This window comes from Dyella nitratireducens, assembly GCF_014642835.1.
GTDB lineage: Bacteria > Pseudomonadota > Gammaproteobacteria > Xanthomonadales > Rhodanobacteraceae > Dyella_B > Dyella_B nitratireducens.
The window spans coordinates 172091-188892 of the sequence record NZ_BMJA01000004.1 but is presented as its reverse complement, the minus strand read 5'-3'; the positions used below and the strand labels follow the sequence as shown (position 1 = coordinate 188892).

Here is a 16802-nt window from a genome sequence, read left to right as displayed (position 1 = left end):
GATAAACGATCCATGGCGCATAACGATGACAAGCATAGGGCTTGCTGCGACGTCATTCGGGCGAAGGCCGGAATGACAGGCAAATGATATGCCTACACGCCGGCCTGCGCCGGCACGGGGCAATGCAGGCTCGCACAGATGACGCGCAACAACTCCGACTCTGCCGGCGTCACAACACCATCCGCGCGAATCGCGCTCAGCAAACTCTGGATGACGATCTCCTTGGCCGCGGGCATCAAGCGATCCAAATCATCCAGTGCGCGATCAAAATGAGCCTGCCATTCCAACGGCAAGGTCTGCCATGTAGCGGCAGCTCCAGGGAATGCCTGATTCATGGCCAGCAGCCACGCCCGGCGGGCTGCAGCGTCATCGCTGGCGCCATACGTGGCAACGACGGCACAGACAAGCGACACACTGTCCCTGCATGCAGGCAGCTTCTTCTGTCCATCGACCGGCGCACTGCGTGGCTTGCAGGCTTCAAGCAAATGCATCCGCAGCAATCGCACGAGACAGTAATCGTCCAGACCCACTTGCGGATCGATACTGACCACACCATCGAGTGTTTCCAGCAAGGTTTGCTGGCGCCCTTGCGGCAGTTGCTTGAGTGCTGGAAAGGCAAGCGACAACAGAGGCATGTGTGAAGTCGGCGGCAGCGCGTTCACCTCTGTCGCGAATTCGCCCACGGCCGATTGCACATCATCGCCAAAGGCATTGGCGACCACCCTTGCCTGTCTCGCTTGAAGCTCGGCGTGCCTGGACGTAGCGAGTACCAGTGAGATGGCAAGCGCGGATTCCGGCTGCCTGACAGCCTCCCTCAAGCGGGTAAATATTTCTCGCGAAGAGATCGTGACGTTCGGAGCAGCTTCCGTTGCTTGGGCAGCCTGAGGCGTCGCGGCAACCTGCGCCGCCACCGCCGCCGCTCCCACCACCTGGCCAGGCCACTGCAGTGGCGGCAGTTCACGGGGCGCTGCAGCCTGTGCGTCGTCATTATGTTTGGCCGAAGACGCCTGGACCTTTGTCTTGAGCTGTTCCAACTGCTGCTCGCGGAAATAGGGTTCCAACAGGCGAATGCGCGCCATCAAAGGCGGATGCGTAGCGAACCACGCACTGAAGTGATCCACATCGCCAAGCATCATGTGCGCGATTTCATGGCGGTTCGTGACTTGCAAACGCGAACCTTCCGCCAATACGGCGATCTTCTTCAGCGCACCGGCAATACCGCTCGTCTGCCGGGTGAATTGCACGGCCGATGCATCGGCAAGCGTCTCGCGCGATCGCGCCACCGCAGCCTGAATCAAGCGGCCAAAGAAATGCCCGATCGAACCGATAGCCATCAATGCGATGCCGACCAGGAACCAGGCCGATGGTCTGTTGCGGTCGTCCTCGCTATTCCAGATACCGATATTGCCTCGCGACCACGTCATCTGCCGACCGATGATCGACAGCGCCATGATGCCGAACAGCAATCCCATCAAGCGAATGTTGAGCCGCATGTCGCCATTCAACACATGGCTGAACTCGTGAGCGATGACGCCTTGCAATTCGTCACGCGTCAGATTGTCCAAACACCCCTGTGTCACGCAGATGGCGGCATCGGAGGGCGAATAGCCGGCCGCGAAGGCATTGATGCCTGGCTCATCCGGCAACAAGTAGATATCCGGCACGGGTGTGCCGGAAGCAATCGCCACTTCTTCGATAACATTGCGCAATTGGCGCAACGCCGGATCTTGCGTATCCGGCGGCACCAACTCTCCGCCGACATCCTCCGCCACCGCCTTGCCGCCGCCGGAAAGGCTGCTGATGCGATACGCCGCACAGCCTGCAATCAGCCCAAGCACAGCGATCGTGCTGATGGTCAGCAATGATGCGTGCGTAGCTTTCACCCACGGGCCGACAACCAGCAGCACCAACATATCCACCGCTGCGACGATGGCAAGCACTGCCGCGATGAAAAGCAACACCAATATACGGGTGCTTTCCCTTACGCGTGCCTGTTCCGCAAAAAAGTCCATCCCGCCCCCGAGTTAGAGCCTGTTTGATGTCTTCGCGTGGTTCGCATCGTTTCTGAGCAGCCGTCAGGTGGTCGTGCGTGGCGCAGCGCCAGACTGGCTGTCTGGTCAAGCCGCGCGCGGCCGCATGACGGCTACTCAGGGGCGAGGCGGACTGCGCGGAGACATTAAACAGGCTCTTATTGAACGCTATATGTCTTATTGAAAACGCCGACCGATCAGGCGAAAGAAACTTTGGGCGCTTCGCGCACGGCAGCGTCTTCGATATGCAGAGGATGGGCTTGCGTGAAACTGAAGCTGTTGGCGATGAACGAACTCGGGAACATTTCGCAACGGTTGTTGTACGTCATCACCGAGTCGTTGTAAGCCTGCCTAGCGAAAGCCACGCGATTCTCCGTGGAAGTCAGCTCCTCGGAAAGCTGCGCCATGGTCTCGTTGGCTTTCAGATCCGGATAAGCCTCGCTGACTGCAAACAATCGCCCCAAACTTTGATTCAACCCGTTTTCGCTGGCGGCGAGCTGTGCCATTGCAGCGGAATCGCCGGGCTTTTCTTTCGCATCGGCCAAGCCTTTGACGGCAGTGTTGCGCGCCTGGATCACTGCCTCCAGTGTGCTGTGTTCGTGTGCGAGATAAGCCTTGGCGGTTTCAACCAGGTTGGGAATGAGATCGTGCCGACGCGTCAGTTGCACATCGATTTGCGCAAACGCGTTTTTATAGCTGTTTCGCGCCGTAACCAGCCCGTTGTAGAGCGCCACGACATAAACGACGACCAGCACGATAAGCGCCAAAAAGACGAACAGACCCATGGATATTCCCCCTTAGCAGCGCCGCCCTACGCCATGGAAACGAGCATAGCATAGGGTCCGCTGGGGAGAATGTGCCGGGAAAAACAGCCAAATGACCCGCGTTTTGCCGGCGCCCCGGCACCGGACGAGCCCGCCACGCCCTCTCGAATGATCGTAGTGTTACAGCAGCAAACTAACCGTTCATGTGTACGCTATCCAATCCATCGGGCATGACATGAAGCGCCAGCTCGTAGCGATTGCGGCCCTGGCTCTTGGCGCGATAAAGCGCGCGATCAGCTTCATCCAGTATGGCTACTGAATCCACCGGTGTCTGCGCTGCCTGGGTAGCAATACCGATGCTCACGGTGATGTATCCCGATGGACAATTCGGATGCACGATCTGCAATCGCCCGATGGCCTCGATCAACCGGCATGCCACATCCTGTGCCGCTTCTGCCGTGGTGTCCGCGAGTACCACGGCAAATTCCTCACCACCATAGCGAGCCACCACATCATTGGCACGCACCCGGCTGCTGCTCAGCGCGCAAGCCACCTGGACCAGGCAAGCATCGCCGGCGATATGGCCGAGGCTGTCGTTGTATTGCTTGAAGAAATCGATGTCGATCATCAGCACCGAGCAGTAACTTGCCGTTCTGCGCCCCTCTTCCAGCACTTCGCGCAAACGCGTATCGAGCATGGCGCGATTGGCGATGCCGGTGAGCGGATCACGCCCCACCTGTTGCTCCAGCCGCCACGTGCTCAAATCGACGGCGCGCTGCCGGTCCAAGTGACGGCTTTGAATGAATGCCATGCGCAAGCCATAGAACAGCACCGCAGCAGATCCAGCCAGCAGGCTGGGAGCAAGACTGACGCGCGATGTGCTGATACTGAGCATCACCACCACCATCGTCATGATGATCGGCGCGAACGAGGTAATGGTTTGCGACACCGCCAACGAGGGATGGTATGCGCGCAACCAGCGCGGCGGCTGCCGCACCGCCACCAGCACCACCAGCGCATGGGGAATGTCGATCAATGAACCCGCCCACCACGGCAGGCCATGCATCTCAATGCGGTTGTAGATGGCCGCAACCGTGGCATTGACCAGCAGGTGCACGCTGGCCGCGTAATAGAAATAGCGCCACCGAAAACTGCGCGCACCAAGCAGTCGCAGGATTGCCATCGCGGACAGCGAAAAATCGATCGCATCGGCCAGATAGATCACCACGTAGATACTTGCGGGGTCCGAGGCCAGCGGTCCGCTCAGCAACTTGGTGAAAAACAGATACAGCTGTACCGCCACCATGCAGGACAGAACCAGATCCAGCACTGCCATGGTGCGCGCTTCGTCCGCAGCGAAGGAGCGCGTAACCATGAACATGCATGGGATCACGTAAAGGCTGGAAAGAACGGTAGCGAGCGCCGCGAGATAACCGCTTTTGTCTCCCAGTGTCGCGGCGAGCACGTTGGTGCCCACCCAAAACACCTGCATCGCCAGCGCCAGGCTCATCAGCAGCCACGGCAGACGCAGCAGCGCCGGGCTGCGCCGGTACCGCATGAAGGCCGCCCATACCGCCATGACCATCACCGCGAGCATGGCCAACTGGGGCAGCGTGTCCTCGGCATGGCCGCTCCACTTCGCCAGGCCTAAATGGGCGATCAGCAGCAGGACGACTAGCCAGATAGCAAACAAACGATTTCCCCAGAAACACACGGCAAGAGCAGCGAGAGGGCATCCATGGACCAAATGCGTCACGTCCCTCCATGGCTCCCACGCACCATGGATACCTCAAGCAAGTTACGCGCCTTGTACTTGTGGCGGCATAACCGTTGCATAGTATCCGGGCTTTGGCGGGCGGCTAAGTCCGGACGGGCATATCGCTGCCTGCCGCGCCAGACCCAACAGGGAACCAAGGGGGATTCCCAGACGAGGACGCGTTCTCTTCCACCGCATCGCAGCAGATACCCAGCCTTACCTGACCGATTCATCCATGGAGCGAAAGCCATGAGCACCATTGAAAGCCGAATGGAATTCGACAACGCCACCTATAAAACGCTGCTGGAATCGACACGTGCGATTCCGTGGAGAATCGACTGGGAAACGATGCAGTTCACCTACATCGGTCCTCAAATCGAAGCGCTGCTGGGCTGGGAACCCGATAGCTGGGTATCCGCGCAGGACTGGGCCGAACGCATCCACGTGGAAGATCGCGACTGGGCGGTGAATTTCTGTATCGCCCAGTCCAAGGCTGGCGTGGACCATGAAGCGGACTACCGCGCACTGAAGAAGAACGGTGACTACGTGTGGATCCGCGACGTGGTGCATGTGGTGCGGCGCGATGATGGCACGGTCGACTCGCTGGTTGGTTTCATGTTCGACATCAGCGAACGCAAACGCACCGAGGAACAACTTGCCGCTTTGCGCCGGGAACTGGAAGAGCTGTCCTTCAAAGACGGCTTGACCGGCGTTGCCAACCGCCGCCGCTTCGATGTGGTGATGGAAACCGAATGGACCAACGCCTGCCGCAACAAGCAACCTTTGTCAGTGCTGCTGCTGGATATCGACTTCTTCAAACAGTACAACGATCGCTACGGACACCTGGATGGCGACCAATGCTTGAAGCGTGTCGCCAAACTGATCACCCTGGCGGCCGACCGCCCGCGCGATTTCGTCGCTCGCTTCGGCGGCGAGGAGTTCGTGGCGGTGCTTCCCGATACCCATGAAAGCGAAGCCTACAGGATCGCGTCCCGCTGCCGTGACTTGATTGCCGGCGAACACATCCCGCATGAAGGCTCTGCGATCGGCAAGTACGTAACTGCCAGCATCGGCCTGAGCACGATGATTCCCGAATGCAGCGACGAAGCACAAACGTTTATCAAACTGACGGACCGTCGCCTGTATGAGGCGAAGCAGCGCGGGCGCAATACCATCGTCAATGAGTGATGTGCCGGCTCATCGCTACAGCGATGAGCCAAGCAATAGCGGCCTTCACCACGCCACCGTCTGCCCTCGATAGTTGAGATAGCGCAGACCGCCGACGATCAGTGCCGTGCAGGCGTTCGAAGTCGCCATGACATGCATCGTTATCACCAACCAAGACAAAGGAGAGGATACGCCCCTACTGTGGTCGGCTCGTCAACGACAGCAACACCTGCTCCAACGAAGTGGTGCCGAAACGGCGCTGCGAAACGTCGTGCTCAAAATCAATCCAGCCTTCGTTGAAACCATCCAGCATGTGCATGCGCGGTTCTGGATGACGCATGCCTTGACTGCGAAACAGGCCGTCCCAGGTATCTCGCGGCACGATTTCCGTACGAACCGTACAACCTAACGTCGCGGCATATCCTTCCGCGATGTCGTTGGCGCTGTAACGGCGCGGCCCTTCCAGCTCGACCACGCGCGTGCCTTGCCAGTCTTCCATCAGCATCTGCGCAACAGCAAGGCCGATATCGGCGGTGGCCACCATCGGAATCGGGTGATCCAGCGGTTGCAGGAAACTGGGAATCATTCCCTTGCTGGCAGTCTCCAGGTCCCACTTCGCGTTCTCCATGAACCAGGCAGCTCGCAGGAAACCTGCGGGAACGCTCAGACGGCGCATCGCGGCTTCAATCATTCGAGCATTGTTGAGCAGCGAGAATTGCTCGACGTGCGCACCGACCGTGGACAGGAACACCAGCCGTCCAGGCTTGGCGCTTTCGACCGCAGCCGTGACGCTATCGATGATCGAACGTATTTCGGGAAAACCAGGCGCTGGGTCGTAGTCCGGCGGAATCATCAGAAAGACGCCATCGACACCGGCCATGGCCTTGGCCAGGCTGGCAGCATCCTGCACGGACACCTGCGCCACCTCGCATCCCGCCGCAGACCAGTCCGCCGCTTTCGCGGCATCACGCACCAACACCCGCACCGCTTGATCGGCGTTCAACAGGTTCTGCGCCACCTGACGCCCAACCTGTCCCGTGACACCCATGACAGCAAACATCTTCGCAGCCTCATTCGACCAGCGATCAACCATCGCGATGGTTGGCATTTTCCGTATCGGCCTTTCATTTCGCGATAACATGAATGTCATGGCATTCATGACAAAAAGGCATGATCATGGCTTTTGACGAACGTCTGTTGAATGGCATGGGCGTGCTGTGCGCCGTCGTTGATACCGGCAGTTTCGCTGGCGCGGGCGAAGCGCTGGACATGTCCCAGCCCGGTGTCAGCCGCGCCATCGCGCGGTTGGAAGCCCGCCTCGGCATACGCCTGTTCGACCGCACCACGCGCTCGGTCAGCCTCACCGATGAAGGCCACCGTTTTTATGCGCAGGTGATGCCTTTGCTCAGCGGCCTGGAAGAAGCCGCGAGCATGGCAAGGCAAGGGCGCACCGCCGTACGCGGACGCCTGCGCGTGAACATGGATCCATTCTTTTCACGCATGACGCTCGGCCCGAAGCTTGGCGCCTTTCTGCAAAAACACCCCGATTTGGAATTGGAGCTGGTCACTCGCGACCGGCTGGGAGACATGGTGGCCGATGGCTTCGATCTGGCCGTGCGTTTCGGCGAGCCGCAACCATCCAGCCTGATCGCACGCAAGCTGCTGGAAACCCGCATCCTCACCGTCGCCTCGCCTGCTTATCTCAAGCATCACGGTCGCCCTCCCGCGCCTGCCGATCTCGCCAAAGACGGCCATACTTGCATTCAGTACCGCGACCCGGAAACGGGTCGTCTGTTCGAGTGGGAGTTTCATCGCGGTCGCAAGATACTTCCTGTCGCGACGCGCGGCGCGCTTACCGTCAATGATGTCGGCACCATGCACAGCGTATGCGTCGCGGGATACGGCATCGCGCAAGTGATGGCCTTTGGCGTGGAGCCACTGCTGGCTAGCGGCAAGCTGATCGATCTCTTTCCCGATTGGCCGGACGAACGGTTTCCGCTCTATGCGCTCTATCCATCACGGCATTACGTACCGGCGAAGACGCGCGTCTTTCTGGATTTTGTGATGTCGCTGCAAGCTTGAAGGCGCAACAATGAGTAATGCTGGCGGACAACGCCCTCATCAGATCGACGCCGCAATACATTCCCTCAACCATTGATGCGCCGGATCGCGATGCGAGCGCTCATGCCAAAGCATGGACATCTCGTAGCCTGGCACGTCGACCGGTGCCTCCACCACCTTCAGATCACGGTTATCGCGAATCAGGCGCTCGGGCAACATGGCCACCAGATTGGTATTCGCCAGCGCCGCACGTACGAACAGGAAATGCGGCACAGAAAGCACGACCTTGCGCACCACACCCACTTTCGCCAGTGCATCATCCGTTACGCCGAAAAAGCCGCCGCCGTCCGGCGAGACCATGACGTGTTCAAGCTGGCCGAACTGCTTTAGTGTGGGCCGCCGCTTCAAACGCGGATGATCGGCACGCCCCACGAGCACGTATCGCTCCTTGAACAGCGTGCGTCGACGCAAGCTGGGCGGCGACCCCTCGGTCGTATGGAAGGCCAGATCGATCTCGCCCTGCTCCGCCTGCCTGGCGATGCGCGCCGGCACCATTTCAACCACGGCTAGCTGAGTGGCCGGCGCCGCCACGCGTAAGCGGTTCAAGGCAGGCAGCACGATGGTGGATTCACCGTAATCGGACGCAGCAATGCGCCATGTATTCGTGGCCTCGGCCGGATTAAAAGGCTTGGCCGGCGAAACGGTGCTGTCGAGTGCTTCCAGCGCTTGCCGCAGCGGTTCGCGCAATGCTTCCGCGCGCGCCGTCGGCCGCATGCCGCGCGGCCCTGGCAGCAGCAGCGGATCACCAAAGAAATCCCGCAGCTTGGCAAGTTGGACACTCACGGCGGGCTGCGAGAAGTTCAGCCGTTGCGCCGCGCGGGTCACATTGCGTTCGGAAAGCAATGCATCCAGGGTGACCAGCAGGTTGAGATCCAGGCGCCTGAGATTACGCATAGCAATACCAGGAATATCAGAAATTAATTTCCAATATACCTGATCGATTTCTATTCTGCGGCTATTCCAAGCACAAAGGTCCCGCCATGAATGTACTGATCGTCTACGCCCATCCCGAGCCCAAATCGCTGAACGGCGCACTCAAGGACTTCGCCGTAAAGCGACTGCAGGCGGCCGGACACGCGGTACAGGTATCCGATTTGTATGCCATGAACTGGAAAGCGGCGCTGGACGAAAACGACAGCCTGGACGGCAAAGCCGGTGATCGCTTCGAACCTTCCCTCGATTCCAAGCGCGCCTACCAAAACGGCCGGCAGAGCGAAGACATTGCGCGCGAGCAGGAAAAGCTGCGCTGGGCCGATACCGTGATCCTGCAATTTCCGCTGTGGTGGTTCTCGGTGCCGGCGATCATGAAAGGCTGGGTGGAGCGCGTGTATGCCTATGGCTTTGCCTACGGTGTCGGTGAGCATTCCGACAAGCATTGGGGCGATCGCTACGGGCAAGGCTCGATGGCCGGCAAGCGCGCCATGCTGATCGTCACAACCGGCGGCTGGGAATCGCATTACAGCCCGCGCGGCATCAATGGCCCCATCGATGACATTCTGTTCCCCATCCAGCACGGCATCCTGTATTACCCGGGCTTCGACGTTTTGCCGCCGTACGTGATCTATCGAATCGGCCGTATCGACATGGCACGCTATGCACAGATCACGGAAGAGCTCGGCCAACGGCTGGACGATCTATTCACCACCTCGCCGATCGCGTTTCGGCCACAAAACGCAGGCGCTTACAGCATTCCCGCTCTCACGTTAAAGGACGATATTGCGCCGGCGCTCTCCGGCTTCGCCGCGCATGTGGCCTGAATCATCCATCCCCGCACAACGCGTTCATTCCTCCCGGAAATGCACGCGTTGCGCGTACCACCATCGCCCCCAGACGATCATCACGAGGGCCGAAACCGCGCCGAACAGTACAAGCGCGAACGTCGGCGCAGGCGGTATACCGCCTACGAAAAACATAGCCAGTTGCGATACCCAGGCTCCACCTATGATCACGAACACAAGCCGCCACGCCAGCACGCGTCGACGATAGATGCCATAGGCCAGCCCCAGCATTGCCATGCCGAACATTCCCGACAAGTAGCGAGACGTCACGTCAGGATAATGCGTTATGACAGAACCGCCCGGGCCCGCCCGATAGGACTGGACCCCAGTGATGGCGGAAATACTCACCATTACGCCAAGCAGGGTCAGCGCTGCCGCTGCCTTGGTCGTAAAACGAGCCCATCCTGTCGAACGAACTTGGCTTCTCGCGGGCGATGACGCCATCGCATCGGATACCGCGCCCGGAGAGCTCAACGCACGACTGATGACCTGTGACAACCACACCGGGTCGTTACGCGACAACCACGCGCCGAAGCAAATCAGCAACACCGCGAACAGCAACATGCCCAGGCCGACGAAAGGCATCGGCACCGCGCGATGCGATTGCGTGGCCGCCACGCCCCCGACCAGCGTTATGAATGCGACGAAAGCCATCCAGACGCCCATAAATACCTTGACGAAGATGTGCATGGTGAACCGCCCGATCAGCACCACCTTGTCGGCTCGCCGTTCGAACTTCCCAACGAAAAAAGGCTTGAACGAGTTGCCGACCATGGGAATCACACGCTGCAAAGACACACGCGATGCTGTCACCGTGCCTGCGGCAACCTCTGTCGATGAAAACAGCGCCCAGCGCCGCGTCGCGTCCCGCAATCGCAGCACCGACTCATCCAAACCGTAGTCGCTTTCGAATTCCATCGGCTCGGAGCCCGTCAAAAACTGCCTGACCGCGTGCAGCATGCTTCCTCCTAAACGCGACGCTATGCGGCGTTCGCCGCGTTCGATGTCTGTTCGATCACCCGCACCAGCACGTCGGCATCCGCTTTGCCGAACAATGCCTCCGGACCAACTGGCGCTACATCGCTGAAGGGCGATTCGTATAACCGCCCCGCGTCCATAGCGCCGTGTTCGGTCAAGTGATCGATCAGCATGTTGATGAACTCGTACTGGTTGCCCGAAAGCGTACGTCCGTGCAAAAACTGCTCAAGCGACTCTTGCACAGCGGATCGCTCCAACGGGTTGCAGCACAATATCCAGCCCCAGCAACAGGCATAGCCGGTGAATGCGATCGAACGATGCGCGAGTGGCGTGGGTTTCGAGTTTTGAAACCGCTTGCGTGGTAACGCCAAGCTGGCTGGCGACGTAGGCCTGGGTCAGGCCCTGTTTGATGCGCGCGGCACGCAGCAAGGTGCCAAGCTGATCGGGAGTACGGATGGCATCCATGGATTCAGCCTTAGGTTGATAGCGGCCAAATCAACCTACAGGTTGAATTCAGCAAAATCAACCTGCAGGTTGATTCGCGGCCAGCCTCAAACCAATGCTCGGAGCTTTTCTATCCAACCACGAAAGTGCAGACACTCGGATTCCATCGTCGCCAACGTCACCCGACCCGCCACCAACGGACCGTGGCGGGTCTTTCTATATTGAGGTTCAAGCAAGGCTTCAAGTCGACGGGAAGGCTTCGTCTCGAAACTGTCGTTGATGTGTTCCGGCGTCGGAAACGCATCCCTGATCACGCGTAGCTGGTTCAAATAACGTTTCCACCGCGGCTCGATCGTACTGAGCGCAGTCACATCGGAAAACAACAACCCCTCGAACTCATAAGGCTGAATGTGAGGAATGAAGCGTTCGGCCCTGCATCCAACTTGAGTAACTACTTCACGGTGAAGCGCCGCCTCCAATTTCGCCACCCTGCCGGCTACTTCAGCTTGCTTTTTAGCCTCATGAAATTCAGGAAAATCGGTATCGAGGCCGTATAGATCCAAAAAAGTGGTGAGTATCGCGTTGGGATATTGGCGCAATGCGTTGCGCGCATAAAACATCAAGCGTCCAAAGGTAACGGCGCCGCCGGTGCCCTGTTGCGAGGTTTTCAGCGTTTGCGCCTTCAAGTAGATCTGTTGATGGTGCAGCGAAGGCGCTACGACCTGTTTGATGAACTGTTCTTCTGATTGACCTTCGGCGAAGACGATCACGTCTACCATCTCATGGTCTCCCACCCAGCACGTTGCGCTTCCATAGCTCTCCCATGCTGTACTCGGTGAGCCAACCTTCCAACTGCTCTTCGGTGAAGCGTTGGAATGTTGAATAACCAGATTGCTGGTCAACTACGATGACGTCTTCCGGGGAGAGCTCATTCACCAGCTCGACGGACTGCGTAGAGACGATCAGCTGCTTTCGTTCGGACACCTGTTTGAAGATGTCGGCAAGCACCGAAATAGCGTAGGGGTGCAGGCCCAGCTCGGGCTCGTCGATGAGTACCGTATCGGGCAGCAGCCCGGAGGGTTGGAGCAGTAGCGTCGCCAGACAGATAAAGCGCAGAGTACCGTCGGACAACATGTGCGCTTTAAAGGGCGTATCGGGATAGCCCTTTTGCGTCCACTCGAGCTCGATCGTTTCGGGATTGCCAGGACGCTCTATGAAATCTCCAAAGAAGGGAGCTACCAATTGAATGGTTTCGACGATGCGGTGATAGGACTCTTCGTGTTCGCTGCGAAGCATGCGCAAATAGGCAGCCAGGTTGGCGGCATCCGCCTTGAGCCGCAAATTATCGTTAGCGGCGTGGCGCTGCTTAACCTTGGCGGTATTACTTGTGTCGTGAAAGTGATAAATGCGCCAGCTCTGCAAGGCCGGGCGCACGTAACTGGAGATTCTGTCCTTCGCCGTGCGGATCCTGGCCTCCTCATGACCTTGTCCGAGCAGCTCATCATGGCTTGGCTTGTAGTCACCACTGAACCAGCTGATTTCCCTCTCAAATATGAGGCGATTGTCGCTGGTCGGCACCAAGTCGAATTTGTAACCGTTGTGGCCGAAATAGAATTCGGCGTGAAGACGCTCGGTTATCTTGCGACCGAAATGCAGCACTGCGTCTGGCCCGCCCTCTCGCTGCTGCACGTATACCTGAAGGTTCTGCTCATACATCTCATTGAGCAAGCGAAAAAGGCTAATGAAATTACTCTTGCCTGCTCCGTTCGCACCAATCAGGACGTTCAAATTGCTTAGCTTGAAATCCTCGAGCCGTCGAATGGATTTGTATCCGGCGATGGAGAGCGAGCCGACCTTGGGCATACGACCATTGCCTCTTCAGGTTTGGAGGTTTCACAAAGCGTCCTTGCAATACGAGCGTATCGATCCGCGGAAGTCGACTGGCATTGATACCGGCGGCCAGCGACCCGCATCCCTGCAGGTCGCTCAAGGATGCCTTGATGTCAGATGGAAGCAAAGTCCCTGAAATCGCCAACACGCATCACGCAAACGGATCGTCAAGCACGATCGTGTCTTCGCGATCCGCGCCCGTGGCCACGATCGCCAGGCGGCAACCGGAGAGTTCCTCCACCGCACGCAGATAAGCACGTGCAGCTGGCGGCAGCTTGTTCCAGTCGCGGATGCCCGCCGTGGATTCGCTCCAACCCGGGAACTCCAGATACACCGGTTTGCACTCGGCCCAGCCGTCGGCATCGAGCGGGGCGAGTTCACGGCGCTTGCCGCGGTATTCGTAGGCGATGCAGACCTTGATGGTTTCCAGGCCATCGAGCACATCGAGCTTGGTGATGGCCAGGCCGTTGATGCCGTTGATCTGCACCGCACGCTTCAATGCGACCAGGTCGATCCAGCCGCAGCGGCGCGGGCGGCCGGTGCTGGCGCCGAATTCGTTGCCGACCTTGCGCAGGCGCTCGCCCATCTCGTCGTTGAGTTCGGTCGGGAACGGACCGCCGCCGACGCGCGTGGCGTAGGCCTTGCAGATACCGAGCACGTAGTCGATGTCGCCCGCACCCACGCCCGTGCCGGCCAATGCACCACCCACGGTGGTGTTGCTGCTGGTGACGTAGGGATAGGTACCGTGATCGATGTCGAGCAGTGCGCCTTGCGCACCTTCATACAAGATGTTGCCGCCTTCCTTGCGCACGTCGTGCAGGATGGTGGCGACGTCGTCGACCATCGGGCGGATGAATTCGCCATAGGCGATCGCATCGTCCAGCACCTTCTGGTACTCCACCGGCTCGGCCTTCAGCCACTGGGTGAGGATGAAGTTGTGGTACTCGACCGCGCACTTGATGAGGTCGGGCAGCTCATGCGGATACATCAGGTCGGCCACGCGCACGCTGCGGCGGGCCACCTTGTCTTCATAAGCGGGACCGATGCCGCGGCCGGTGGTGCCGATGGCCTTGCCGCCAGCAGCGACTTCGCGCGCCTTATCGACGGCGATGTGGTACGGCATGATCAGCGGCGTGGCCGGACTGATCTTCAGGCGCGGACGCACGTTGACACCTTGTGCTTCCAGCTCTTCGATTTCCTGCTTGAGCGCGGCCGGCGACAGCACCACGCCGTTGCCGATCAGGCACAGCGCGTCGTCGCGCAGGATGCCGGAGGGAATCAGGTGCAGCACGGTCTTCTTGCCCTTGATGACAAGGGTATGGCCGGCGTTATGGCCGCCCTGGAAGCGCGCTACCGCACCCACGCGCTCGGTCAACAGGTCAACGATCTTGCCTTTGCCTTCGTCGCCCCACTGTGCGCCAAGAATTACGACTGACTTGCCCATGATGTGTCTCGCTCTAAAGACGTTCCGATCGGCGGAACGGGTAAATGAAAAACTTAGCTCGCGCTGATGACCGCGTGGTGAAACTCGTTCAATGCACCAGCCGCAACGTAAGCAGGCCGATGCCGATGGCAATCGCGCCGCATACCCGCAAGGTGCGCGGCTCCATCTTGGACGCTTCGCGCATGACTGACTGCCAGCCGTTCGGCGCGGCGAACAACACCAGGCCCTCGATCACCAGCACCAGGCACAGCGCCGCGTAGAATTCGCGTGGCATGGCCATGCTCACCGGTGCGCCGGCACGGCGGCCGGGTTGCCGAAGTAACGCAGAAATTCGGAGTCAGGCTTGAGGATGATGGTGCCCTTGCCGTCGCCAAAGGCTTTCTTGTACGCCTGCAGGCTGCGGTAGAAGGCGAAGAAATCCGGATCCTGCGCATAGGCTTGCGCATAGATCTGCGCGGCTTGCGCGTCGCCCTCGCCTTTCACCTTGTCGGCATCGCTTTCGGCATTGGCGCGGATGATCTGCGCCTGCGCCTGAGTCTCGGCCTTGATCGCTTCGGCCTGCTGCTTGCCGTCCGCGCGGATGGCGGCAGCCTGCTGCTGGCGCTCGGTCTGCATACGCTTGTAAACAGCCGCCTTGACGTCGTCGGGAAACTCGATGCTGGTGATGCGCACATCCACCACCGACACGCCCAGCGTTTTCTGTGTCTGTTCGTTGGCTTGCTGCAGCGTGCTCGCGGCGATATCGCCTTGGCCACCTGCAACAAGCTCATTCATGGTGTGCTCGTTGACGACACTGCGCATCGCATTGCTGATGATCGGGCTCAGGCGCTGACCGGCCTGCAATTCATCACCGCCGCTGGCGCGGTAATAGTCGGCCGCATTGGCGATGCGCCACTTCACGTAATAGCTGACGTTGATGCTCTCCTTGTCCGACGTGGCATAGCGCTGGGGCGCGCCGTCGTAGGACAGGATGCGGTCGTCCAGCGTCAGCGTCTGCTGCAGCAGCGGCACCTTGGCGTGCAGGCCAGGCTGATGATCCGTGCGGAGGATTTTGCCGAACTGCAGTACCAGCACCTGCTGGCCCTCGCCTACCGTATAGAAGCTGTTGAAGCCCAGCAGGATGAGCAGAACGATGATGATCGCAGCGGTGGTCTTCATGGCTGCTTCCCCTTGTCGGCATCTTCGCCCAGCCCATTGCCGGACGGCGCCACCGTGCCGACGCCCGGCAGGTTGGCGGCGGGTGCCGCTTCGCCGCGATCGTTTTCGATATTGATGACGCTGCGGCCGTCGGAACCGTCGATGACCTTGTTGCTGGCGTGCAGGATGTCTTCCATGGTTTCCAGCCACAGGCGGCGGCGGGTGACGTCCGGCGCGGCGCGGTATTCCTTGAGAATAAGGTTGAAGCGTTCGGCATCACCCTGCGCGCGAGCCATGCGCTCGGCTTTGTAGGCATCCGCTTCGGCCGCCAGGCGCCGGCCATCGCCCTTGGCGTTGGGAATGTCCTGGCTGGTGTTGGCCTTTGCCTGGTCGATCAGCCCCTGGCGATCCTGGCGCGCGGCGACGACGTCGTCGAAGGCGTCCTTGACTTCCTGCGGCGGCGTGATGGCTTGGAGACTCACGTCGGTCACTTGCAGACCGCAGTCATAGGCATCGAGTGTGTGCTGCAGTTGATCGCGTACCTGTTGCTGCAGGGTACCCAGGTGCGGTACCGGTGCATTGGCATCGCCCTGGCCGGTGAGGATGTCGTCCATGGATTGCGCACCGATGACGGCCCGCACGGCAGCCTGTGCGGCTTCGTTGAGCGTGCCATCCGGATCGCGCGCGCTGAACAGGTATTTCTGCGGATCGGTCACCTGGTATTGCACGTTGAAATCAACCGTGACGATGTCCTGGTCACGCGTCAGCATGCGGATCTGGTCCGACATGGCGCGCACACGCGAAGTTGCCACCGGCTGCACGGTTTCGATCGGCGACGGTAGCTTCAGATGAAAACCCGGGCCGACGGTGCGCACATAGGCGCCGAACCGCTGCACCACGCCCACCTGCCCGGTACCCACTACCGCATAACTGGTCAGCAGCAACCAGGCCAGCAGGATGGCCACCACGATGGTGAGAATGCCGCCCGGCCCTCCCATCCGCCCGATGCGCTTGAACAGATCCTTGAGCGCTGCCTCGACGCCGGGCTTGCCGCCGCTGGCACCGCGCTTGTTGTTCTTGTTCCATGGATCGCGCTGCCCGTTGCCGGGTTCGTTCCAGGCCATGGTCAGTCTCCTTGAGGCCGCTGGGAGGCCGGCAGCAACGGCCGGAAAACGCTGGGTTCGGAATGGGACATGGTGACGGATAGTGGGCGTGCAAGCACCTGGTTCAGGTGGCGCACAAACGGTCGCATTCTAGCAGAGACAGTCAGATCAAAGCCCCTCTTCCGCTGGG

17 protein-coding genes are annotated in these 16802 nt (G+C 59.7%); 3 read left to right on the top strand and 14 right to left on the bottom strand.

What is annotated here, in order from left to right; all coding sequences use genetic code 11:
* Positions 1-92 precede the first annotated feature (92 nt).
* From IEX75_RS19655 to IEX75_RS19645, 3 genes are all read right to left on the bottom strand, one after another.
* Positions 93-1961 (bottom strand): M48 family metallopeptidase, encoded by a 1869-nt coding sequence (locus tag IEX75_RS19655; protein ID WP_229720979.1) that lies wholly within the window; start codon positions 1959-1961, stop codon positions 93-95.
* A 266-nt stretch (positions 1962-2227) separates the two neighbouring features.
* Positions 2228-2815, bottom strand: coding sequence for a LemA family protein (locus IEX75_RS19650; RefSeq protein ID WP_188796936.1), 588 nt, complete (start codon positions 2813-2815; stop codon positions 2228-2230).
* Between the two features lie 172 nt (positions 2816-2987).
* The gene (locus tag IEX75_RS19645) at positions 2988-4487 is read right to left on the bottom strand and encodes a GGDEF domain-containing protein (RefSeq protein WP_188796933.1); all 1500 of its coding nucleotides are present in this window, start codon (positions 4485-4487) and stop codon (positions 2988-2990) included.
* A gap of 312 nt (positions 4488-4799) precedes the next feature.
* Between IEX75_RS19645 and IEX75_RS19640 the strand changes: the two genes are divergently transcribed.
* The gene (locus IEX75_RS19640; RefSeq protein ID WP_188796931.1) at positions 4800-5738 is read left to right on the top strand and encodes a sensor domain-containing diguanylate cyclase; all 939 of its coding nucleotides are present in this window, start codon (positions 4800-4802) and stop codon (positions 5736-5738) included.
* Positions 5739-5913: 175 nt separating this feature from the next.
* Here IEX75_RS19640 and IEX75_RS19635 read toward each other — a convergent pair whose 3' ends face one another.
* Complete coding sequence (locus tag IEX75_RS19635; protein WP_229720978.1) at positions 5914-6825, bottom strand: NmrA family NAD(P)-binding protein; 912 nt, start codon at positions 6823-6825, stop codon at positions 5914-5916.
* A 68-nt stretch (positions 6826-6893) separates the two neighbouring features.
* Between IEX75_RS19635 and IEX75_RS19630 the strand changes: the two genes are divergently transcribed.
* Positions 6894-7799, top strand: coding sequence for a LysR family transcriptional regulator (locus IEX75_RS19630; protein WP_188796929.1), 906 nt, complete (start codon positions 6894-6896; stop codon positions 7797-7799).
* 39 nt (positions 7800-7838) lie between these two features.
* Here IEX75_RS19630 and IEX75_RS19625 read toward each other — a convergent pair whose 3' ends face one another.
* Positions 7839-8732, bottom strand: a complete 894-nt coding sequence (locus IEX75_RS19625; protein ID WP_188796927.1) for a LysR family transcriptional regulator — start codon at positions 8730-8732, stop codon at positions 7839-7841.
* An 86-nt stretch (positions 8733-8818) separates the two neighbouring features.
* Here IEX75_RS19625 and IEX75_RS19620 point away from each other — a divergent pair, with 86 nt between their 5' ends.
* Entirely contained in the window at positions 8819-9595 is a 777-nt protein-coding gene (locus tag IEX75_RS19620) for an NAD(P)H-dependent oxidoreductase (protein WP_188796925.1), read from the top strand.
* Between the two features lie 24 nt (positions 9596-9619).
* Here IEX75_RS19620 and IEX75_RS19615 read toward each other — a convergent pair whose 3' ends face one another.
* The 9 genes from IEX75_RS19615 to hflK form a co-directional block, all read right to left on the bottom strand.
* Positions 9620-10576 carry a hypothetical protein gene (locus IEX75_RS19615; RefSeq protein WP_188796923.1) on the bottom strand — a complete coding sequence of 319 codons (957 nt, stop codon included), beginning with the start codon at positions 10574-10576 and terminating at the stop codon, positions 9620-9622.
* A 20-nt stretch (positions 10577-10596) separates the two neighbouring features.
* Entirely contained in the window at positions 10597-10836 is a 240-nt protein-coding gene (locus tag IEX75_RS19610; protein ID WP_188796922.1) for a type I restriction-modification enzyme R subunit C-terminal domain-containing protein, read from the bottom strand.
* The gene (locus IEX75_RS19605) at positions 10820-11059 is read right to left on the bottom strand and encodes a helix-turn-helix domain-containing protein (RefSeq protein WP_188796921.1); all 240 of its coding nucleotides are present in this window, start codon (positions 11057-11059) and stop codon (positions 10820-10822) included. Before IEX75_RS19605 ends, IEX75_RS19610 begins: the two co-directional genes overlap by 17 nt.
* A gap of 86 nt (positions 11060-11145) precedes the next feature.
* Entirely contained in the window at positions 11146-11808 is a 663-nt protein-coding gene (locus IEX75_RS19600) for a DUF4276 family protein (protein WP_229720977.1), read from the bottom strand.
* A 10-nt stretch (positions 11809-11818) separates the two neighbouring features.
* Positions 11819-12901: an AAA family ATPase gene (locus tag IEX75_RS19595; protein ID WP_188796919.1), complete on the bottom strand. Its 1083-nt coding sequence runs from the start codon at positions 12899-12901 to the stop codon at positions 11819-11821.
* 178 nt (positions 12902-13079) lie between these two features.
* Positions 13080-14372 carry an adenylosuccinate synthase gene (locus IEX75_RS19590; protein ID WP_188796918.1) on the bottom strand — a complete coding sequence of 431 codons (1293 nt, stop codon included), beginning with the start codon at positions 14370-14372 and terminating at the stop codon, positions 13080-13082.
* A gap of 88 nt (positions 14373-14460) precedes the next feature.
* A complete protein-coding gene (locus IEX75_RS19585) occupies positions 14461-14646 on the bottom strand; it encodes a DUF2065 domain-containing protein (RefSeq protein WP_188796917.1) in 186 nt (61 codons plus the stop codon).
* A gap of 8 nt (positions 14647-14654) precedes the next feature.
* Positions 14655-15530: a protease modulator HflC gene (gene hflC, locus IEX75_RS19580; protein WP_188796916.1), complete on the bottom strand. Its 876-nt coding sequence runs from the start codon at positions 15528-15530 to the stop codon at positions 14655-14657.
* Positions 15527-16633: an FtsH protease activity modulator HflK gene (gene hflK / locus IEX75_RS19575; RefSeq protein WP_188796914.1), complete on the bottom strand. Its 1107-nt coding sequence runs from the start codon at positions 16631-16633 to the stop codon at positions 15527-15529. Before hflK ends, hflC begins: the two co-directional genes overlap by 4 nt.
* Between the last annotated feature and the right edge of the window lie 169 nt (positions 16634-16802).